We start from the raw sequence: 20,523 nt of genomic DNA, 5'->3' as shown, positions 1-20,523 counted from the left end.
GAGGCGCGGGACGCCGTCGCCGAGGTACACGGCGGGGAAGGGTGGACCGCCGCCATGGAGGCGCTGTACGCCCAGGCGCGGCGGAGCTCGGCAATCGACGTCGACGAGCTCGGGACCCCCGTCGAGGAGCCGCGCTACGGGGCGGCGCTGGTCTCCTTCGTCGGCGGCCCGGATGCCGGGAGTCTGCCCCCGTCGGCCGCCCTCGGTTCCCTCCGGGACCTGGCCGACGAGGGGGTCCAGGCCGACGTCTTCGCGCTGACCCACCGCGACGCCGGCCCGTCGCTGGGCGTGCGCATCGCGCCCGGCTGGGAGCACGAGCCGGCGTGGAGTGCACGGTTGCTCTCCCTCGCCGCGACCCACCCCCGGCTCTCGGTCAGCCTGCCGTTCGCCGCGGACGACGACGTGACGGGCGCGCGCAGCACCGCGGTTCTCGTGGAGCTGCTCGCCGGACTCGGACAGACCCCGGAGGAGTGCGGTGACGTCAGCGTCGACACCGCCCGCCCGCGGCACGTCGCGCCCTCCGTGGCCGGTGAGCTGCCCCTGACCGAGGAGGCCCTCGACTGGCTGCAGCGCCTGCTCGGCTCCCCCGGCTGGGGTCCCCGCCCTCGGCAGCTGCAGGCCACCGCGGCGTCGTCGGCCTGACCTCGGTCCCGCCCCGGGCGCGAGAACGGGGACGGAGGCAGTAGCGTCCGATGTCGTGACCGAATCAGACGTAGCCCTGAGCTACCCCGGTGGAGAACTGCCCCTGAGCGTCGTTCCGGCAACGGAGGGAGCCAACGGCCTCGACGTGGGCAAGCTGCTGACGTCGACCGGCCGCGTCACCTACGACAACGGCTTCGGCAACACCGCGTCGACCACGTCCGCGATCACCTACATCGACGGCGACGCCGGGATCCTGCGCTACCGCGGATATCCCATCGACCAGCTGGCGGAGCGATCCACCTTCCTCGAGGTCAGCTACCTGCTGATCTACGGCGAGCTGCCCACGGCCGACCAGCTGCAGCAGTTCGACCAGCGGATCCGGCGACACACGCTGCTGCACGAGGACCTCAAGCAGTTCTTCAAGGGGTTCCCGCGCGACGCCCACCCCATGCCGGTGCTGTCCTCGGCGGTCTCCGCGCTGTCCACGTTCTACCAGGACAGCCTGAGCCCGTTCGACGCGACGCAGGTGGAGATCTCCACGATCCGCCTCCTCGCGAAGGTGCCGACCATAGCGGCGTACGCGTACAAGAAGTCCGTGGGCCAGCCGTTCCTCTACCCGGACAACTCGCTCGGTCTCGTGGAGAACTTCCTCCGCATGACCTTCGGTTTCCCGGCCGAGCCGTACGACGTCGACCCCGACCTGGTGAAGGCCCTCGACCTGCTCTTCATCCTGCACGCCGACCACGAGCAGAACTGCTCCACGTCGACCGTGCGCCTGGTCGGCTCGTCCGAGGCCAACCTGTTCGCGTCCATCTCCGCGGGCATCAACGCCCTGTTCGGCCCGCTGCACGGCGGCGCCAACAGCGCGGTCCTGGAGATGCTGGAGAAGATCCGCAACGACGGGGGTGACGTCGCCGCCTTCGTGAACAAGGTCAAGAACAAGGAGGAGGGCGTTCGCCTGATGGGCTTCGGCCACCGGGTCTACAAGAACTACGACCCGCGTGCCGCGATCATCAAGAAGACGGCGGACGAGATCCTCGCCAAGCTCGGCGGCGACGACGAGCTGCTGGAGATCGCCAAGAAGCTCGAAGAGGTGGCGCTCGCGGACGAGTACTTCGTGTCCCGCAAGCTCTACCCGAACGTCGACTTCTACACCGGCCTGATCTACCGGGCGATGGGCTTCCCGACGAAGTTCTTCACCGTCCTGTTCGCACTGGGCCGCCTCCCCGGCTGGATCGCGCACTGGCGCGAGATGATCCAGGACCCGGCCACCAAGATCGGCCGTCCGCGGCAGATCTACGTCGGCCCGGCGGAGCGCGACTTCCTCACGATGGACAAGAGGTAGTTCGCCCCGTTCGCGCACAAGGCCCGTGCCTCGGTGGAGGTGCGGGCCTTCGTCGTTCGCGGGGTCGGGTGGGTGGTGCCGTGGGTCGGGCGGGTGGTGGTGCCGCTGGTCGGGTGGGTCGTCATGCGATCGTGCGGTGGGTGCGCTTCCGTTGTGCGACGGGGCGTGGGCGGATCTAGCGTTGGGCGGTGGCTCCTCCGACTGTCATCTGGTTCCGCCGTGACCTGCGCACCGCCGATCACCCGGCGTTGCTCAGCGCCGCCGAGCGTTCGTCGTCCGCCCTCGGGCTGTTCGTGCTGGACGACCGGTTGCTGGCTTCGGCCGGGCCTGCTCGCACCGAGTACCTGTACCGGTGCCTGCGCGGGTTGGACGCGCAGTTGGGTGGGCGGCTGCACGTGGTGCGCGGCAACCCCGTCGAGGTCGTGCCGCGGGTCGCCGCCGGCGCGGACAGCGTGCACGTCTCCGCCGACTACGGGCCCTACGGGCGGGTGCGGGACGCGGCTGTGGAGGAGGCGTTGGGGGACGTCGAGCTCGTCCGGTCCGGGTCGCCGTACGCGGTGGCCCCCGGTCGGGTGCGCAAGGGCGACGGGACGCCGTTCAAGGTGTTCACGCCGTTCCGCCGGGCTTGGGCCGAACACGGTTGGCGCGAGCCCGCCCGCACCGATTCGTCCACTGTGGACTGGATTTCCCGGTCGGGTGGGGAGAAGCTCCCCGGCGGTGAGGCCGTCGCGGATCCGATGCCGTTGTGGGAGAAGTTCCGGGACGAGCGGTTGCCGGACTACAAGACGGCGCGCGATCGTCCCGACCTGGATGCGACCAGTCGGCTCTCGCCCTACCTGCGGTGGGGGGTGTTGCACCCGCGCACGCTGTTGGCGGAGTTGGGTCAGGGTGAGGGGGAGGCGACTTTCCGGTCCGAGTTGGCTTGGCGGGAGTTCTACGCGGACGTGCTGTGGCACCGGCCGGAGACCGCTACCAAGAACTACGACCCCCGGTTCGACCGGATGGAGCACGACGAGGACGACGGGCGGTTCGCTGCCTGGCAGGAGGGGCGGACCGGGTTCCCGATCGTGGACGCCGGGATGCGGCAGCTGCTCGCGGAGGGGTGGATGCACAACCGGGTGCGGATGATCGTCGCCAGTTTCCTGGTGAAGGACCTGCACCTGCCCTGGTGGTGGGGGGCTCGGCACTTCATGAATCACCTGATTGATGGTGATTTGGCCTCTAATCAGCACGGGTGGCAGTGGGTTGCCGGGTCCGGGACTGATGCTTCTCCTTATTTTCGGGTTTTCAACCCCGTTGTGCAGGGGGAGAAGTTCGATCCGTCCGGGGATTATGTGCGTCGGTACGTGGAGGAGTTGCGGGGGGTGGAGGGGAAGGCCGTTCACCAGCCTCGGGATCCTATTGTGGATCATGCTCATGAGCGGCAGGTGGCTTTGGCCCGGTAGGGGGTGGTGAAGGGGTGAGGCCCCTTGCCCCGCTCTTGGCATTGTCTCCATGGCCGAACACCGTTTGTCAAGGCGGGAAAGATGCCTTGACAAACGGTGTTCGGCCATGAGGGTTTTTGCGGGCGGGGCGGGGTGGGGAGGGGGCCGTGGGGGAGAGGTTGGGGGTGGTGAGGTGGTTGGGCAGGCGGTTCCGGTTGGCTGTGAGCCCCGGTTGGTCCGGGGATGAGTCCATTGCTGGTCGGCCCCAGTGGGGTGGGGGCTCAGTCCCTTGCCGGTTGGCCCCGGTTGGTGCGGTGGCTGAGTCTCTTGCGGTGGCTCGGTGGCTCGGTGGCTCGGGGGTGAGTCCCTTGCTGGTTTTACCTGAGTGCTTCTCGGAGTTTTACTCTTGAGCCTGTCCTCAGTACTGCGTTCGCGTAGATTCTGCCGCCTAGCCAGGTGATCGCTGCTGCTGCCGCTACGGCCAGCGCGATGGCCAGTAGTACCTGCCAGAGCGGGGCTGCTCCGATGGCCATTCTTCCCGGCATGAGGATCGGGGCGAACGGGGGGAGCATCGACAGGATTGTCACCGTGGTGCCCGAGGGGTCCTGGATCAGGAGGTTGATGCCCACCACGAACGCGATGATGATGACCGTGCTGATCGGGGTCACCACCGATTGCAGTTCCTCCTGGCGCGATACCAGTGATGCTGCCGCGGCGAAGATGGTGGCGTACAAGAAGAAGCCCAGCAGGTACCACAGGACGCCTGTCGCGAGTGCGCCGCCTGCTACGCCGGTCAGGTCGATCACGCCCGTGGTCGACGAGAGGATCAGGCCCGTGCCGCCGATCAGGACCAGTTGCAGCAGGCCCACCGCTCCCAGGCCCATCACCTTGCCCAGGAGCAGTTGCCACGGGCGGAGGGTGGCCAGCAGGATTTCCACCACGCGGCTGGACTTCTCCTCGACCACGCCCTGGGCGACCATCGTTCCGTAGACGAGGAGCGAGTAGTAGAGCAGGGCCGCGATGACCAGGCCGATCGCCAGGCGTTGGCCCTGCTGGGAGTCCTCCGGTTCCAGTGCCACCACCGTGACCTTGGCGGCGGCCGTGTTCTTCGCGACCGTGTTCGGGTCCAGGCCCGCTTCCGCCAGCTGGGCGTTGAGGGCCTGCTGCTTCACGATCGTGTCCAGCGCGTTCCGCAGCTCGCTGTTCAGGCTCTCCTTCACGACCACGCGCAGCGCGTCCGGTGCGCCGGTGATCAGCACGTCCAGGTCGCCCTTGCGGACCTGTTCCTCGGCCGCCGCGGGGTCGGTGACGTCGATCGTGGCTACCTCGCGGCCGAACGACTGGGCTGTCTGCCGCAGCGGCTCGGCCAGGACGGTCGACTGGCCGCTCAGGCCCACGGTGCTGCGGTTCGACTGGTCGAACAGGACTGTTTGGAGCAGCACGTACGCGGCCAGCACCGCGACGATCACCAGGGTGCCGATCAGGAACGAGCGGGTGCGGACCTTGCCGAGGAACTCCCTGCGGGCGACCAGGAGCACCGCCCGGCTCGGGCTGAGCCTCGTCATGCCGTTTCCTCCTCGGTCACCACGTTGCGGAACAACTCGGTCAGCGACGGCCGCTGCCTGCTGAACTCCCGGACCGGGCCGGTGGCCAGCGCGGCGTGCAGGACGGCCTGGTCGTCGGCGTCGGGGGAGAGGTCCAGCGTCGTCCGCGTGCCGCGCTCCTCGACCACCCGCACGCCCGGCACGCCAGCCGCCCAGCCGTTCACCGCGCCCGGCGCGTCGACGACCAGGCGGGTCTCGCCGCCCGCGCGCAGCTCGTCCACGGTGCCGCAGGCCACCATCGCTCCACTTCGGACGATCCCGATGCGGTCGCACAGCCGCTCGACCAGGTCGAGCTGGTGGCTGGAGAACACCACGGGCACGCCCGCGGAAGCCTTCTCCCGCAGCACCTGGCTCATCACGTCCACCGCCACCGGGTCGAGGCCGGAGAACGGCTCGTCCAGGACCAGCACGTCCGGCTCGTGCACCAGCGCCGCGGCGAGCTGCACGCGCTGCTGGTTGCCGAGGCTCAGCTTCTGCACCTCGTCGTTGCGGCGGTCGCGCACGCCGAGGCGGGCGATCCAGTTCTCCGCCGACCGGTGCGCGTCGTTGGTCGTCAGGCCGTGCAGCTCGGCCAGGTACACGAGCTGCTCCAGCACCTTCATCTTCGGGTAGAGCCCGCGCTCCTCCGGCATGTAGCCGATCCGACGGCGGGTCTCGAACGTGATGGGTGCTCCATTCCACCTCACCTCGCCCGAATCCGCGGCCAGCACGCCCAGCGCGATCCGCATCGCGGTCGTCTTGCCCGCGCCGTTGCTGCCGACGAACCCGAACAGCTCACCCGCTCGGACCTCGAAGGTCATGTCCCGCAGGGCCACGACCTCGCCGTAGCGCTTGGAGATCCGGTCGATCTCCAGCACCCCCTGAGCCACGGTGCTCTCCTCCTGGTTGGTCACGCCTCGTGCGATCCGCCGGACGGGTGGCATCGAGTGCGGCCGAACGGCTGTATCCCACCACATGTTCCCTGATCCAGAGGATTCCGATGACACGATACGGGTCCGCGGAACCGAAACGGGTCGACCGCGGTCCAACGTGTCGTGGGCGGTAGCCCCAAGTCTCCAAGGGGTGATCATGGAGCCTGACCAGTGGCTCGCTCAGTACGGGCAGAAGATCGACCAGGCCAAGCGGAACGCGGCGCAGGCCGAGACCCAGCTCGGCGGTGTGGGTGGCAGCGCCACCTCGCCGGACGGGCTGATCACGGTCACGGTCAACGCGTCGGGGGCCCTGGAGAACCTCATCCTGCGCCCCGGTGTGCGCGATGTGGACCCCGAGCGGATCGCCAGCGCGGTGCTCGCGGCGTCCAGCCAGGCGCAGCGGGCCGCGGCGGGCCGCGTGGTCGAGATCATGACCGAGTTCGTCGGCGAGAGCCCGGCCCTGGACTTCGTGAAGGCCCAGATGCCGCACGGCTATTCGGGTGACGGAACGGACGAAGCGGAACCGGAGGTCCCCGAGAAGCGTCGGGACACCAGGCCGGACGACGACTACTTCACCAACCCGCCGGAAGTCATGGGCTGAGCAGGGGGTACCTGACGATGTTCGACTCCTTCAACGTGAGTCCGGCCGAGGTTCGGGCGCACGCCACCACCGTGGACCAGTTGAGCCAGCGGATGCTCGCGGCCACCAAGACCGCGGACCCGTCGCTGTCGACCGAGGCCTTCGGGGTGTTCGGCGGCTTCCTCGCCGAGTTCCTGCTGAAGGTCGCGGGCGGGTCGCAGGACATCCTGGGCAAGGCGACCACGTCGGTGAACGACATGGCCATCGGGCTCAAGGAGGTCGCCGACCTCTACGAGGCCATCGACCGGGACAACGCCTTCGGCTTCACCGGAAAGGTCGCGGAATGAACACGCAGACCGCGCAGTCGGGCACCGCGCAGGGCCGCGACCCGTCCAACCTGTTCAAGGACGTGCAGGGCACGGTCTCCGCGGTGGAGCGCGGCGACTGGGTCACCGCGGGGCTCGGCATCGCCAACAGCGCCATGGACATCGTGGGGCTGGCGAGCAACCCGCTGAGCGGCTTCATGTCGGCCGGGTTCAGCTGGGCGATGCAGCACGTGGACTTCCTGCGGGAGCCGTTCGACGCGCTGCTCGGCGACCCGCAGGCGATCGCGAAGATGGCGGAGAGCTGGAAGTCCGCCGGTACGCAGGTGTCCTCCATCGCGGGGGACTACAAGCGCAGCGCCGTCGAGCAGACGCGCGGCTGGCAGGGGCGCACGGCCGACGCCTACCGCGGGGCCGCGGGCAACCACGCGACCGGGCTGGAGACGCTGTCCAAGGCCTGCGCCGGGATCTCCGGCGCGGTGGCCGGGGCCGGTCAGCTCGTGGGCACCGTCCGCAAGATGATCATGGACCTGATCTCCGACGCCGTGTCCAAGATGGTCATGAAGATCATCCAGTGGCTCACGGCGTCGACCTTCACCTTCGGCGCGGCCATCGGTGCGGCCATCGCGGACATCGTGACGATGGCGTGCAACTACGCGAAGAAGCTGTCGGACTTCCTGTCCAAGCTTGCGTCCTCGCTGACGAAGCTGATGAACCTGGTGAAGCAGGTCGCCTCCGTCGCGCAGACGGCGAAGCAGATCGTCGACGCGATCACGGCCATGAGCCACAAGGGCGCCGCGGGCGGTGGTGCGGGTGGCGGACCGACCAGCAACCGGCCATCCGCGGGCGGACTGGGGATGAACCAGGGCCAGGTCGACCAGCTCCGGCAGCAGGCCGACGGGCGGTACACGAACCCCGGCTCGTCCGGTGCCGGGACCGGCACGACCGGGACCAGCGGTTCGGCCGGCGGCCAGGTCGCGGCACCCCCGACGGTTCCGGGCGCCGGGCACTGGGAGCCCGGTCGGTGGGTGTCCGACGCGCCCGCCGCGTCCGGCGGCGCGGTCGCCCAGCCCCCGGTCGTGGGCGGGCCGGGGGGCGGCTACCCCGGTTACGGGGGCACGCCCTCCGGATCCGGCGGCCAGCCCGTCCGACCGGGCTACACGCCTCCTCCCGGTGTGCCCGGCGTGCCGGGGTTCACCCCGTCTCCCGGTGTGCCCGGCTACCCGCCCGTTCCCGGTGCGCCGGGGTTCCCGTCGGGCTCCACGTCCTCCCCCGGTGCGCCCGGCCACACCCCCTCCCCCGGGACGCCGGGGTTCACGCCCGCCTTCACACCCCCTCCGGGGACGGCCGGTGACGTGCACACGACCGCCAGCAAGCCCGGTGGCCTCGGCCCGCTCCCCGGTGGAGGGGGCGGTGGGTTCTCCGGCGGTGGCGGTGGCTTCTCCGGTGGTGGTGCCGCCGGGCTCGCCACCGCGAGCGGTGCCGGTGGTGGTGGCGCCGGTGGGGCCATGCAGCCCGGTGGCGCGACCGGGATCCTCCCGACCGGGACGTCGGGGTCCGCGGCCGTCGGTGGCGGCGGTGCCGGTGGTGGCGGTGGCGGCGGCGCGCACGGTGGCGGCGTCGGCGGCGGCATGATGGGCGGTGCGCCCATGGGGGCCGGACAGGGCGGCGGTGGCAAGGACCACCAGCGCAAGGTCCGGCTCGAAGGCGACGAGCTGATGGAGGCCCCCAAGGCCGCCAAGCCGGTCATCGGGGAGTAATGCCCCAGAGGTGAACACCGGTGTCCGTGCGCCCTCCGCCAGGCGGAGGGCGCACGGACACCAGCGCCGTGGCTGGCGGCCCCCGTCCTTCGGCGCCGGCCGCCAGCGCTGCGGCTGGCAGCCCCGCCCTTCGGCGCGGGCCGCCGTCACGGTCGCCAGTGCCGTGGTCAACGGCCCTGCCCTTCGGCGCGGGCCGCCGTCACGGCTCTACTCCTGTTCCGCCAGCAGGTCCGCGACGGCCGCTTCCGCCGCTCGTCGTTCTGCCCGCACCAGCCCGATCCTCGTCCGCCGGTCCAGGACGTCGTCGACGGTCAGCGCGCCCTCGTGCCGCGCGGCCCAGAGGACCTCGGCCGCGGTGACGTCGCGCGAGACCGGCTCCGGCCTGTTCAGGGCGACCAGTGCCGCCGATTCGGTGCCGTACCTGGACTTCAGCCGCTGCGGCGCGGTCACGGGACCGCCCGTCGCGCCGACCAGGGGCAGGTTCGCGGTGCGGCACGGGCCCGCCGAGAGGTGGTGCCGCCGCACCGCCGCGGTCACGGCGTCCTCCGCCATCCTCCGGTAGGTGGTGAGCTTGCCGCCCACCACCGTGAGCACGCCGTCCGACGACATGAGCACGGCGTGCTTGCGCGACAGGTCCGCGCCCCTGTCCCCGACGTCCGCCAGCAGCGGGCGCAGGCCCGCGAAGCTGCCCAGCACGTCCCGCGGGCCCAGTTCCCGTTCCAGCACCGAGGAAACGACGCCCAGCAGGAAGTCCACATCGGACTGCGGGACGTCCGGGACGTCGGGAACGGGCCCGTCCACCAGTTCGTCGGTCAGGCCCACGTAGACCCTGCCGTTCTCCTGGGGCAGCACGAGGGCGTACCGGTTGCGCTCGCCGGGGACCGGCACGGTCAGCGCGGTGTCGCGGACGCCCGCCGTCGCGGCGTCGAGGACCAGGTGCGAGCCGCGGGAAGGGCGCAGGTCGATCCGGTCCACGAGCGTGCCCGCCCAGACGCCGGTGGCGTTGACGACCGCGCGGGCGCGGACCTCGAAGGTCGTGCCGGTCGTGGTGTCCACGGCCTCCGCGCCGCCGCCGGTCAGGGTGGTGACCTTCGCCCTGGTGAGGACGCGGGCGCCCAGGCCCGCGGCGGTGCGGGCGAGCGCGACCACGAGGCGGGCGTCGTCGGTGAGCTGGCCGTCGTAGCCGAGGAGCCCGCCGCGCAGGTCCGCGCGGCGCAGTCCGGGGACCAGCGCCAGCGCCTCGGCCCCAGGGATCCGGCGCGGGGCGGGGAGCAGCGCGCTCGGGGTGCGGGCCGTCCGGCGCAGGGCGTCGCCCGCGCGCAGGCCCGCCATGACGATCGAACCCCGGTCGCCGCCGTGCAGCGGCACGAGCTGCGGCAGGGCTCGCACCAGGTGGGGGGCGGTGCGGGTCATCAGGATGCCGCGTTCCACCGCGCTCTCGCGCGCCAGCCCGAGGTCGCCGTGGGCCAGGTAGCGCAGGCCGCCGTGCACGAGCTTGCTCGACCAGCGGGACGTGCCGAAGGCGAGGTCGTGCGCCTCCAGCAGGCACACGGACAGGCCGCGCGCCGCCGCGTCCAGCGCCACGCCCGCGCCGGTGACGCCGCCGCCGACGACGAGGAGGTCCACCACCTCGCCGCCCGCGAGCGCGGCCAGCTCCCTCGCCCTGCGGGCGGCGTTCAGCGAGGTGCTCACGTCAGCGCCGCGTCGAGGTAGCGGGCCAGCTCGTCGACGAGGTCGTCGAAGTCGAGGTCCGTGGTGGCCGGGCGGACGGACAGGACCAGGGCCTGCGTGGTCAGCAGGACCAGCCTGGCCTGCGCCCTCGGGTCGCCCCGGCGGACCGAGCCGTCCTGGTGGCCCGCGCGGAGCTGGTCGACGAGGAACCGCTCGACCAGCCGCTGCGTGCTGCCCAGGCGTTCCACGAGGTACGGGAGCATGAGTTCCGCGTCCAGGTCCAGCACGCGGCGCATGAGCGCGTTGCCCGCCAGCAGGCGGATGGCCGCGGTGGCGTGGCCGACCAGGCGCTCGCGGGCGTTGCCGGGTGCCTGATCGTGCTCCACGCCGTGCAGCAGCGCGGTGAACTCCCTGGTCATGAGGGTTCTGACCAGCGCGCTGACGTCGGGGAAGCGGCGGTAGAGGGTCATGCGGCTGACACCGGCCCGCTTCGCCACGTCGGTGAGGGTCGTGCGTCGTACGCCGACCTCCACCACGCAGTCGCGGGCGGCGTCCAGCAGGTCGTCATCAGTGTGACGTTGAGACGTCATGTGTAACACTGTACCCATGGGAGAGCGCATCGACCAGAACCTGCGTGGCGGCTGGAGCCCGGCCGGGGGCGTGCTGCCGCCGCACGCGCTGACGTGGCTCGGCGGCCGGATCGGGCTGCGGCCCCGGCGCACGCCCGCCGCGCCCGACTCGGCGCTGGAGGTGCCCGCGTCGGCGCTGCCCGAGGCCGCGCGCGACGCCCTCGGAGCGGTCGTGGGCGCCGGGCACGTGCGGCTGGACCGGGCCTCCCGGCTCGGTCGCGCGGGCGGGCTGTCCTACGTGGACCTGCTGCGCCACCGGGCCGGTGGGGAGCTGGCCGCGCCGGACGCGGTGGTGCTGCCCGGATCGCCGGAGCAGGTGGTGGCGGTGCTCGCGCTGTGCGTCGAGCACGACGTGGCCGTGGTGCCGTTCGGCGGTGGCACGTCCGTCGTCGGCGGCGTCGCCGCGCTGCGCGGGGACAAGGCCGCCGTGGTGGCGCTGGACCTCGGACGGCTGGACCGGCTGGTGTCGGTCGACCCGGTGTCGCGGATCGCGGTGCTCCAGGCCGGGGTCACCGCGCCCGAGGCCGAACGGCTGCTGGCGCCGCACGGGCTGACGGTGGGCCACGTGCCGCAGTCGTTCGAGCGGGCGACCATCGGCGGGTTCGCCGCCACCCGGTCCGCCGGGCAGGCGTCGTCCGGGTACGGGCGGTTCGAGGACATGGTCGAGGGGGTCCGGGTCGCCACGCCCGCCGGGGAGTGGGTGCTGGGAGCCGCGCCCGCCTCCGCCGCGGGGCCCGACCTGCGGCAGCTCGTGGTGGGCAGCGAGGGCGCGTTCGGGGTGATCACCGAGGTGTCGCTGCGGGTGCGGCCGAAGCCCGCGGTGGAGCGGTACGAGGGGTTCGTCGTCGACGGCTGGGAGGCCGGGCAGGCCGTGGTGCGGGCGCTGGCGCAGGCGCGGGTGCTCGCCGACGTGACGCGGCTGTCCGACGAGGACGAGACCGAGGTGTCGCTCGCGCTGGCGGGCGGGGTCAAGGCGGCGGCCGTGCGCGCGTACCTGAAGGCGCGCGGCGTGCGGCGGCCGTGCCTGCTGGTCCTGGGCTGGCACGGCGGGTCCTCGCGGGAGGTGCTGGCGCGGCGGGCCGCGACGCTGCGGCTCGTCAGCGGGGCCGTGCGGCTGGGCACGGCGATGGGCGAGGCGTGGCGGCACGGGCGGTTCAACGGCCCGCGGCAGCGCGACGTGCTGCTCGACGTCGGCGTGTGCGTGGAGACGCTGGAGACCGCCGCCCACTGGTCGCGCCTGACCGAGCTGCGGGACGCCGTCCGGCACGCGCTGCGCGACGCGCTCGGGAACGCCGTGGTGATGTGCCACGTGTCCCACGCCTACGAGACCGGGGCGTCGCTGTACTTCACCGTGCTCGCGCCGAGGGACGCCGACGACCCGGTGGGGCAGTGGACGGTCGCCAAGGCCGCGGCCAGCGAGGCCATCGCCGGGCTGGGGACCATCAGCCACCACCACGCGGTGGGCGTGGACCACGCGCCGTACCTGGAGGCCGAGATCGGCGGGCTCGGCGTGGACGTGCTCGCCGCCGTCAAGCACGCGCTCGACCCCACCGGTGTGCTCAACCCCGGCAAGCTCATCCCGTCCGAGCGGTTCCGGGGTTAGCCTCTGGCGATGACCGGTGACCTGCTCATCCGTTCCGTGCGGCCCTGGCCGGGCGGGCCAGACGTGCCCGAGGTCGACGTCCTGTGCCTGGCGGGCGTGGTGTCGTCCGTCGGCACGGGGCTCGCCCCGTCCGCCGGGGTGCCCGAGGTCGACGGGAGGGGCGGGGTGCTGCTGCCGTCGTTCACCGACGCGCACGCGCACCTGGACTCGACGCGGCTCGGCCTGCCCTTCCGCCCCCACAGCGCGGGCGCCGGGCTGGCGGAGCTGGTCGACAACGACCGGCGGAACTGGCGGTCGGCCGAGCAGGACGTGGCCACGCGCGCCACGTTCACCCTCGGCCGGACCATCGCGGGCGGGGCCACGTTCGTGCGCAGCCACGCGCAGGTGGACGCGGACTCCGGGCTGGAGCGGCTGGAGGGCGTGCTGGCGGCGCGGGAGGCCCACGCCGCGCGGGCGTCCGTGCAGGTGGTGGCGTTCCCGCAGTGCGGGGTCCTGCGCGACAAGGGCACGGCCGACCTGCTGGAGGCCGCGCTGCGCGCGGGCGCCGACCTCGTCGGCGGCCTGGACCCGGCGGGCTACGACCGCGATCCGGTGCGGCACCTGGACGTCGTGTTCGGGCTGGCGGACAAGCACCAGCGCGGGGTCGACGTGCACCTGCACGACGCGGGGTCGCTCGGCGCGTTCCAGGTCGAGCTGATCTGCGAGCGGACCGCCGCGCTGGACATGCGCGGCGACGTGACGATCAGCCACTGCTTCGCGCTGTCCACCGTGGACGACGACCGGCGGCGGCAGCTCGTGGAGGCGCTGGCGGAGAACGACATCGCGGTCACGACCGTGGCTCCCGGCGTGCGGGACCCGCTGCCGCTGCGGCAGTTGCGCTGGGAGGGCGTGCGCGTCGGGCTCGGGCAGGACGGGATGCGCGACTACTGGTCGCCCTACGGCAACGGCGACATGCTCGACCGCACGTGGCAACTGGCCTACCGCAACGGGTTCCGCGACGACTCGCTGATCGAGATGTGCGTGGACGTCGCCACCCGCGGCGGTGCGGCCGTGCTGGGCGAGACCGGGCACGGCATCACCGAGGGATCGCGGGCGGACCTGGTCGTCGTGCCCGGCGACTCCGTGGCGGCCGCCGTGATGGACCGCGCCCCGCGCACCCTCGTCGTGCACGAGGGGCGCGTGGTCGCGGCCGGCGGGGAACTGCTCTAGGCGAGCTTGACCAGCATCTTGCCGGTGTTCTCGCCGCGCAGCATGCCCACGAACGCGGACGGGGCCTTGGCGACGCCGCCCTCGACCACCGTCTCGGTGTAGTGCAGCTTGCCCTCGGCGATCCAGCCGCCGACCTCGCGCACGAACTCGTCGCGCAGGTCGCCGTGGTCGTTGGCGAGCATCCCGCGCAGCGTCAGGCGCTTGCCGATCGCGGCGGCCAGGTTCCTCGGGCCGGGGACGGACTTGTCGTTGTACTGGGAGATCGCGCCGCACAGCACCACGCGGCCGAACGTGCGGAGCAGCGTGATGGCGGCTTCGAGGTGCTCGCCGCCCACGTTGTCGAAGTAGAGGTCGATGCCCTCGGGGGCGAGTTCGGCCAGGTGCTTGACGACCGGCCCCTCGTCCTTGTAGTTGAACGCGGCGTCGAAGCCCAGGTCCTCCACCAGGTGCTTGACCTTCTCGGCCGACCCCGCGCTGCCGATGACCTTCGACGCGCCGCGCAGCTTGGCGACCTGGCCGACGATCGCGCCCACCGCACCGGCCGCGCCGGAGACGAAGACGACGTCGCCCTCCTTGAACTCGCCGACCCGCAGCAGGCCCGCGTAGGCGGTGATGCCGGGCATCCCGAGCACGCCGAGGTAGGCGCTGATCGGGGCCACGTCGGGGTCGACCCGCACGGCGTGGTCCGCGCCGAGGGTCGAGTACTCGCGCCAGCCCTGTCCGTGCAGGACGGTGTCGCCGACCTGGAACTCGGGGGAGTTCGAGACCACGACCTCGCCGACGGCGCCGCCGTCGAGCACCTGCCCGATCTGGAACGGCGGCACGTAGGACTTGACGTCGTTCATCCGGCCGCGCATGTACGGGTCGACGCTCATGCAGAGGTTGCGCACCAGGATCTCGCCCTCGGCGGGATGGCGGACCTCGACCTCGGCCACCGTGAAGTTCTCCTCGGTCGGGTACCCGTCGGGGCGGGACGCGAGGTGGATCTCCAGTGCGGTGTTCGGGACGGTCATGGGTGCGGCCTTTCTCCTGTTTTACGGAACTGCGCCGTTTCGTAGTTGACCCAGGGGTCAACGCCTCCAGCGTGCACCGGTGTTCCCGGTTCCGCAGAACCCGAGTGTGACGCCGTGCACGGGACGCTGGACACCCCTAGTCACCCCCGTAGCGCGGCCGCCACCTCCGACGCCAGCAGGACCGTCACACCCCGGTAGGCGAACCCCAGCCCCTGGTACGCGGCGATGGCCGCCGCGTTGCCGCTGTCGACCATCAGGGCGCACGCCGGGTGCCGCTCCAGCAGGTCGTGCACGACGAACGAGCACAGCGCCCGCGACAGGCCGCGCCTGCGGAAGTCCGGGTGCGTCGCCACACCGCCGACGAAGCCGACGTGCGGCGCGCTCCACGCCTCCGCGCCCACCGCCACCAGCTCACCGTCCACGAACGAGCCCGCCCAGCGCAGCGCGCCCGGTTCGCGCGGCAGCACGTACGCGTGCGGGTTCACCTTGCGCAGCAGCGCCTCCGCCGCGTCCAGCTCGTCCTCGCGCAGCCAGCGCACGCCGGGCTCGGGGGCGAGGTGGCCGGTGCGCTCCATCCAGCCGAAGCCCGCCCACACCACGTGGTCGGGCAGCAGCGCCAGCACGGCGGGAGCCAGGTCGGTGGGCACGAGCGGCCGCAGCGCCGGGCCGTGACCCCGGTCGCGCAGGATCGCGGCGACGCCCTCGGGCGGACCGGCGAGCACCAGGCGGTCGTTCCGGTTCAGGGCGGGGGCGAGCACGCCGACCGCGCCGCCGTGCTCCCACGCGCCGCCGCCCGGCGCCACGTGGTCGGGCAGCAGGGCCTGGGCCGCCCAGCGGACGAGCGGGTCGGGGCTGGCGGCGGCGACGTCGGCGGGGGAGCGGAGGACACGCATGCCCGCATCAGATCAGGAGAGCAGACCCGAACGCCAAGCCCAGGAGGCGATCTCCACGCGGTTGCGGGCCCCCAGCTTGCCCTGCACGGACGCGAGGTGCGTCTTGACCGTGGACAGCGAGAGGAACAGCGCCGCGCCGATCTCGGCGTTCGTGGAGCCCTTCGCGACCTCGCGCACGACGTCCAGCTCGCGCTCGGTCAGGTTCTCGGTCCGCCGGTCCGCGACCGGGCCCGACTGGGTGAAGTGCGACAGCATCCGCACGGTGATCTGCGGCGAGATCAGCGCGTCACCGCGCACCGCCGCCCGCACGGCCTCGACCAGCAGCGCCGGACCCGCGTCCTTGAGCAGGAACCCGCTCGCACCCGTGCTCAGCGCCGTGTGCACGTACTCGTCCAGGTCGAACGTCGTCACCACGACGACCTTCACCGGGTCCGCCACACCGGGGCCGGTGAGCTGGCGGGTGACCTCCAGGCCGTCGATGCCGGGCATCCGGATGTCCACCAGGCACACGTCCGGGCGCAGCTCGCGCGCCTTGGCGACGGCGGAGACGCCGTCCGGCACGTCCGCGACCACCTCGATGTCCCCCTGGTGCTCCAGGATCATCCGGAACCCGATCCGCACCATCTCCTGGTCGTCGGCGATCAGGACCCGGATCGTCATCGTGCGCCCCCCTCGACCGGCAGCTCGGCCAGCACCTGCCAGCCGCGGACCCCCGTGGGCCCCGCCGAGAACAGGCCGCCGAGCAGCTCCACCCGTTCCCGCATGCCGATCAGACCGTAGCCGCCCGAGCCCCCGACCGGCTCGACGGGCAGGCCGGTGCCGTCGTCGTGCACCCTGAGCCGCACGTTCCCGTCCGATGTGGACAGCTCGACGCCGACCGCCGTCGCGTCGCGGGCGTGCTTCTGCACGTTCGTCAGCGACTCCTGCACCAGCCGCAGGATCGAGCGCGCCACCTCCGGCGGGACCGGTCGCGGCAGGGCCATCGCCAGCCGCACGGGCGTGCCGAACTCGCGGGCCTGCTCCACCACGGCCCGCACGTCCGCCTCCAGGTCCGTCGTCGCCACGTCCGCCGAGCCGACCCGCGACCCCTCGTCGCGCAGCGTCCCCACCAGCCTGCGCATGGCCGTCAGCGCGTCGCTGCCGCTGCGCGCGATGCCCGGCAGCAGCCGGTGCGCGGCGAGCGGGTCCGCGTCCGCCACGGTCAGCGCGGCCTGCGCCTGCACCACGATCCCCGTCACGTGGTGCGCGACCACGTCGTGCAGCTCGCGGGCCAGCGCGATCCGCTCCTCCTGCTGCGCGGCCGACACGGCCACGTGGATCGACCGCTCGCGGTCCTCGTCACGCGCCCGGAAGTAGAGGCCCGTGCCGACCGCCAGCGCCAGCAGCATCGCCGTGGGGAACACGGTCGCCGGGTCGACGACGCTGTACGACGGCGTCGTGTCGCGGGTCGTCGCCGCGTAGACGGCCGCGGCGACCATCACGGCCACCGAGACCGCGGACTGCTCACCGGGGCGCTGCCGCACCACCACGGCGGTGATCATCATGCAGGCCAGCGTCTCGGTGGGCGACAGGGGGCTGAAGTACGCCATCGTGTCCGCGCCGAGCAGGTTCGCCCACCACGTGGTCAGCAGCACGGACCCGGCGGCCCCGATCGCCGCCGCCACCGGCTTGCGCAGGGAGAGCACGGCGAACACGCACGTCAGCGCCGTCGGCGCCCAGGCGAACAGCGCGCGGTAACCCTCGTAGCGGAACAGCGCCACCTCGAAGGCCAGCACCACCGCGAACAGTCCGGCCACTGGCCACAGGCCCTGCGTCCGCGCCCGCCCACGGGCCAGTAGTCCGTCCACGCCGGACACGCTACGACCAGGGCGAGCGCGCCGCCGTCGGCCGATCGGCCACCACCCGTCTCGGTCATCCGGCCGATGGCGCCCGCCCTGTCGGCCGAAGTGCGGGACGCGGACCCACCGCCACCCTGGTCAGGCAGTCGCGACGAGCAGGAGGCAGACGGTGACCCAGTTCGAGGACCACCCGGTACTGGCGGGCAGGGGCCTGGTCAAGCGGTACGGGGAGGTGCACGCGCTCGACGGGGTCGACATCACGGTGCGGGCCGGTGACGTGGTCGCGATCGTGGGGCCGTCCGGCTCCGGCAAGTCCAGCCTGCTGCACGTGCTGTCCGGGGTGCTGCCCGCCGACGGCGGCGAGGTGTTCCTGAGCGGCAAGCCGATCACGACCCTGGGCGAGACCCGGCGCAGCCTGCTGCGCCGCAGCGCGTTCGGGTTCGTGTTCCAGTCCGGGCTGCTGGTCGCGGAGCTGACCGCCGAGGAGAACGCCGCGCTGCCGCTGCTGCTGGGCGGTGTCGCCCGCGCCGAGGCCATCGGCGCGGCCCGCGAGTGGCTGACCAGGCTCGGGCTCGACGGCCTGCATCGGCGGCGGCCCGGCGAGCTGTCCGGCGGGGAGGCCCAGCGGGTCGCCATCGCCAGGGCGCTGGTCCACCGGCCGAGGGTGGTGTTCGCCGACGAGCCGACCGGCGCGCTGGACACCCGCACCGGCCAGGAGGTGGTGACCTCGCTGCTGGACGCCGCGCGACAGACCGGAGCCGCGGTCGTCGTCGTGACCCACGACCAGGCCGTCGCCTCCCGCGCGCAGCGGATCGTGGAGCTGCGCGACGGCCGCACCAGCCCGGTGGCGGCGGCGTGAACCCCGTCCGCCTCGCGGTCACCGTCCTGCGGGCCGACCCCCGCAGCCGGGTGTCCGCCCTGCTCGTCGCGATCGGGGTCGCGCTGGGCGTCGTGCTGGTGCTGTGGCTGCTGGCCGCGCCGGACGCCCTGCGGGGGCGGGCGGAGCGGGAGAGCTGGAGGGGCAGCTCCTCCGCGCTCGGCGCGGACGACCCCCGCGCGGCAGTCGTGGTCGCGCACAACCGCGACGAGCTCGGCGACCGGCTGGTGGAGCGGTTCGACGTGGCGGCGCTGCGCCCAGGGGTCCCCGCCGCGCCGGGCATCCCGTTCGTGCCCGGTCCCGGCGAGGTGCTGCTGTCACCCGCGCTGGCGGACCTCGACACCGGGGACCGCTTCGCGGGCAAGGTGATCGGCTCCCTCGGCGAGGAGGCGCTGAAGCACCCGGACGAGCTGGTCGCCGTCATCGGCCACGAACCCGGCTCCCTGTACGGCTTCTACCGCCCGGACCTGCTCCGCCCGGCGGTGGTGGACACCAGCGACGACCTGCTCCACCTGCTCACCCGCATCGGCCTGGTCGTGCTCGTCGTGCCGTGCCTGGTGCTCGTGGCGTCCGCCGCCCGCCTCACCGCGGCCCGCCGCGAACGCAGGCTCGCCGCGCTGCGGCTGGCCGGGGCGACACCGGGCCAGGTGGTCGCGACGACCGCAGCCGAGACCGCGTTCGCCGCCGTCGTCGGCAGCGCGCTCGGCGTGCTGGCCTCGATCCCGCTGCGCCACCTCACCGCGCGCATCCCGTGGGACGGCGGCACGTGGCTGCCGGACGACTTCACCGCGAGCCCTCCCGTCGTGGTGCTGGTGGCCGTGCTCGCCCCGGTCCTCGTCGTCGGGGCGGCCGTCCTCGGCCTGCGCCGGGTCGTGACCCGCCCGCTCGGAGCGGCGGAGCGGCACCGCACCCAGGGGCCGAGCCCGGTGCGCCTCGGCCTGCTCGTGGCCGCGGGGGCCGTGTTCTCCCTCGGGCTCGGCGCGCACGCCGACCACGGTCCGACGACCGTCCTCATCGGACTCGCGGCGGTCGCGGTCGCGCTGGTGCTCGTCGGACCGCTGGTGACCGCGGCGGTCGGCAGGCTCTTCACCGGCGCTTGGCGCTCCCCCTCCACGCTGCTCGCGGGCCGACGGCTCAGCGACGACCCGAAGGCGGCGTTCCGCAGCGCCGCTGGCGTCGTGCTCGCCGTGTTCACCGCCTCGATGGCGCTGGTGGTGTTCCCCGCGCTGGAGGGGCGGATCGAGCGCAGCGACGGCACGTGGCACGACGACGTGCTCGTGGCGGAACTCGTCGGCGGCGGCTCCGACCAGGTCGCGACCCTGCGCGCCGAGCTGGACCGGCGCGGTGTCACCGGGGCCGTCGTGCCGATGGCCACCGGCTACGCGACCCTCGCCGACCACCCCGAGGAGGCGGGCGCCGACGTGCTCATCGCCCCCTGCCGGGAGGCCGCGAAGGTGCTCGCCGCCCTCGACGACGGCGCCTGCCAGGCGGCCCCGATGGTCTACGCGCCCGAGTGGGAGGTGGACCGCCTCCGGGGCGGGGCCACGATCACCCTCAGCACCCGCGACCCGGCGACCTCGCTGGAGATGCCCCCGAACCTGCCGGTGCGCGTCTACCGGGTCACCTCGGGGCGCTCCTACGTCTTCGTCGACCCCGCCCTGATCCCCGGCCCGGCCGCGGCGCCGACCAGCGTCGCCGTCGTGACCGACGCGGGCAACCGCGCCTCGGTGCGGAACGCCATGCTGCGCTCGTTCCCCGGAGCGGCCGTCGTGAGCAACCGCAAGGTCGACCTGCGGGCCGACGCGCTGAGCGAGGACCTGGTGCGCGCCACCGCCATCGGCCTGGCCATCGCCACGGCGCTCGGCGCGGTCAGCGCCACCGTCGCGGCGGCCGGCTCGGTGCTCGACCGCCGCCGCGCGTTCGCCGCCCTCGTCGCCGCAGGGACCCCGGTCCGGGTGCTCGCACGGGCGCTGCGCGCGGAGGTCGTGCTGCCGGTGCTGCTCGCCACGCTCGGGGCGGGACTGGCCGGGGCCGCCGTGGGAGCGGGCCTGACGACCATCACCGGGGGACGGGACGTCGTGCTCACCCCGTGGCTCGCCGCGCCGATCGCGCTGGGGGTGGTCGTCGCGCTGGTGGCCGCGGCCGCGTGCGCGCCGGTGCTGCGCACGGTGACCGCGGTGTCCCGTTCGGACGGGTGAGGC

At 73.1% G+C, this 20,523-nt stretch carries 18 protein-coding genes; 10 read left to right on the top strand and 8 right to left on the bottom strand.

Annotation, left to right across the window (positions count from 1 at the left end):
• From AC156L_RS02555 to AC156L_RS02545, 3 genes are all read left to right on the top strand, one after another.
• A partial coding sequence (locus tag AC156L_RS02555) for a hypothetical protein (RefSeq protein WP_484406548.1) occupies positions 1-642 on the top strand: 642 nt, incomplete at its 5' end.
• A gap of 55 nt (positions 643-697) precedes the next feature.
• Positions 698-1,987 (top strand): citrate synthase, encoded by a 1,290-nt coding sequence (locus tag AC156L_RS02550; RefSeq protein WP_484406547.1) that lies wholly within the window; start codon positions 698-700, stop codon positions 1,985-1,987.
• A gap of 248 nt (positions 1,988-2,235) precedes the next feature.
• Positions 2,236-3,432: a cryptochrome/photolyase family protein gene (locus tag AC156L_RS02545; protein ID WP_484406545.1), complete on the top strand. Its 1,197-nt coding sequence runs from the start codon at positions 2,236-2,238 to the stop codon at positions 3,430-3,432.
• 356 nt (positions 3,433-3,788) lie between these two features.
• Here the strand turns inward: AC156L_RS02545 and AC156L_RS02540 are convergent, their stop codons facing one another.
• Both AC156L_RS02540 and AC156L_RS02535 read right to left on the bottom strand, forming a co-directional pair.
• Positions 3,789-4,976 carry an ABC transporter permease gene (locus tag AC156L_RS02540; RefSeq protein ID WP_330876892.1) on the bottom strand — a complete coding sequence of 396 codons (1,188 nt, stop codon included), beginning with the start codon at positions 4,974-4,976 and terminating at the stop codon, positions 3,789-3,791.
• Positions 4,973-5,884: an ABC transporter ATP-binding protein gene (locus tag AC156L_RS02535; RefSeq protein ID WP_330876893.1), complete on the bottom strand. Its 912-nt coding sequence runs from the start codon at positions 5,882-5,884 to the stop codon at positions 4,973-4,975. Before AC156L_RS02535 ends, AC156L_RS02540 begins: the two co-directional genes overlap by 4 nt.
• Before the next feature lie 199 nt (positions 5,885-6,083).
• Between AC156L_RS02535 and AC156L_RS02530 the strand changes: the two genes are divergently transcribed.
• The 3 genes from AC156L_RS02530 to AC156L_RS02520 are packed head-to-tail and all read left to right on the top strand — an operon-like array spanning position 6,084 to position 8,589.
• A complete protein-coding gene (locus AC156L_RS02530) occupies positions 6,084-6,527 on the top strand; it encodes a YbaB/EbfC family nucleoid-associated protein (protein WP_330876891.1) in 444 nt (147 codons plus the stop codon).
• Between the two features lie 17 nt (positions 6,528-6,544).
• The gene (locus tag AC156L_RS02525; protein ID WP_330876890.1) at positions 6,545-6,853 is read left to right on the top strand and encodes a type VII secretion target; all 309 of its coding nucleotides are present in this window, start codon (positions 6,545-6,547) and stop codon (positions 6,851-6,853) included.
• Positions 6,850-8,589: a WXG100 family type VII secretion target gene (locus AC156L_RS02520; RefSeq protein ID WP_330876889.1), complete on the top strand. Its 1,740-nt coding sequence runs from the start codon at positions 6,850-6,852 to the stop codon at positions 8,587-8,589. The genes AC156L_RS02525 and AC156L_RS02520 overlap by 4 nt, the downstream gene beginning before the upstream one ends.
• Before the next feature lie 207 nt (positions 8,590-8,796).
• Here AC156L_RS02520 and AC156L_RS02515 read toward each other — a convergent pair whose 3' ends face one another.
• Both AC156L_RS02515 and AC156L_RS02510 read right to left on the bottom strand, forming a co-directional pair.
• Positions 8,797-10,281, bottom strand: coding sequence for a glycerol-3-phosphate dehydrogenase/oxidase (locus tag AC156L_RS02515; RefSeq protein WP_330876888.1), 1,485 nt, complete (start codon positions 10,279-10,281; stop codon positions 8,797-8,799).
• A complete protein-coding gene (locus tag AC156L_RS02510; RefSeq protein ID WP_330876887.1) occupies positions 10,278-10,850 on the bottom strand; it encodes a TetR/AcrR family transcriptional regulator in 573 nt (190 codons plus the stop codon). Before AC156L_RS02510 ends, AC156L_RS02515 begins: the two co-directional genes overlap by 4 nt.
• A gap of 16 nt (positions 10,851-10,866) precedes the next feature.
• Between AC156L_RS02510 and AC156L_RS02505 the strand changes: the two genes are divergently transcribed.
• Both AC156L_RS02505 and AC156L_RS02500 read left to right on the top strand, forming a co-directional pair.
• Complete coding sequence (locus AC156L_RS02505) at positions 10,867-12,492, top strand: FAD-binding oxidoreductase (protein ID WP_330876886.1); 1,626 nt, start codon at positions 10,867-10,869, stop codon at positions 12,490-12,492.
• A gap of 9 nt (positions 12,493-12,501) precedes the next feature.
• Positions 12,502-13,701, top strand: a complete 1,200-nt coding sequence (locus tag AC156L_RS02500; RefSeq protein WP_330876885.1) for an amidohydrolase — start codon at positions 12,502-12,504, stop codon at positions 13,699-13,701.
• Here AC156L_RS02500 and AC156L_RS02495 read toward each other — a convergent pair.
• The 4 genes from AC156L_RS02495 to AC156L_RS02480 form a co-directional block, all read right to left on the bottom strand.
• Positions 13,698-14,714 carry an NADP-dependent oxidoreductase gene (locus tag AC156L_RS02495; RefSeq protein WP_330876884.1) on the bottom strand — a complete coding sequence of 339 codons (1,017 nt, stop codon included), beginning with the start codon at positions 14,712-14,714 and terminating at the stop codon, positions 13,698-13,700. The genes AC156L_RS02500 and AC156L_RS02495 overlap by 4 nt on opposite strands.
• A gap of 140 nt (positions 14,715-14,854) precedes the next feature.
• Positions 14,855-15,607, bottom strand: coding sequence for a GNAT family N-acetyltransferase (locus tag AC156L_RS02490; protein ID WP_330876883.1), 753 nt, complete (start codon positions 15,605-15,607; stop codon positions 14,855-14,857).
• 12 nt (positions 15,608-15,619) lie between these two features.
• Entirely contained in the window at positions 15,620-16,267 is a 648-nt protein-coding gene (locus tag AC156L_RS02485; protein WP_330876882.1) for a response regulator transcription factor, read from the bottom strand.
• A complete protein-coding gene (locus AC156L_RS02480) occupies positions 16,264-17,454 on the bottom strand; it encodes a sensor histidine kinase (RefSeq protein WP_330876881.1) in 1,191 nt (396 codons plus the stop codon). The genes AC156L_RS02485 and AC156L_RS02480 overlap by 4 nt, the downstream gene beginning before the upstream one ends.
• 160 nt (positions 17,455-17,614) lie before the next feature.
• Between AC156L_RS02480 and AC156L_RS02475 the strand changes: the two genes are divergently transcribed.
• Positions 17,615-18,304, top strand: a complete 690-nt coding sequence (locus AC156L_RS02475) for an ABC transporter ATP-binding protein (RefSeq protein WP_330876880.1) — start codon at positions 17,615-17,617, stop codon at positions 18,302-18,304.
• Positions 18,301-20,520 (top strand): FtsX-like permease family protein, encoded by a 2,220-nt coding sequence (locus AC156L_RS02470; RefSeq protein ID WP_330876879.1) that lies wholly within the window; start codon positions 18,301-18,303, stop codon positions 20,518-20,520. The genes AC156L_RS02475 and AC156L_RS02470 overlap by 4 nt, the downstream gene beginning before the upstream one ends.
• Positions 20,521-20,523 lie beyond the last annotated feature (3 nt).

It is taken from the genome of Umezawaea sp., from assembly GCF_057122925.1.
This window is presented reverse-complemented; position numbering and strand designations above follow the sequence as displayed.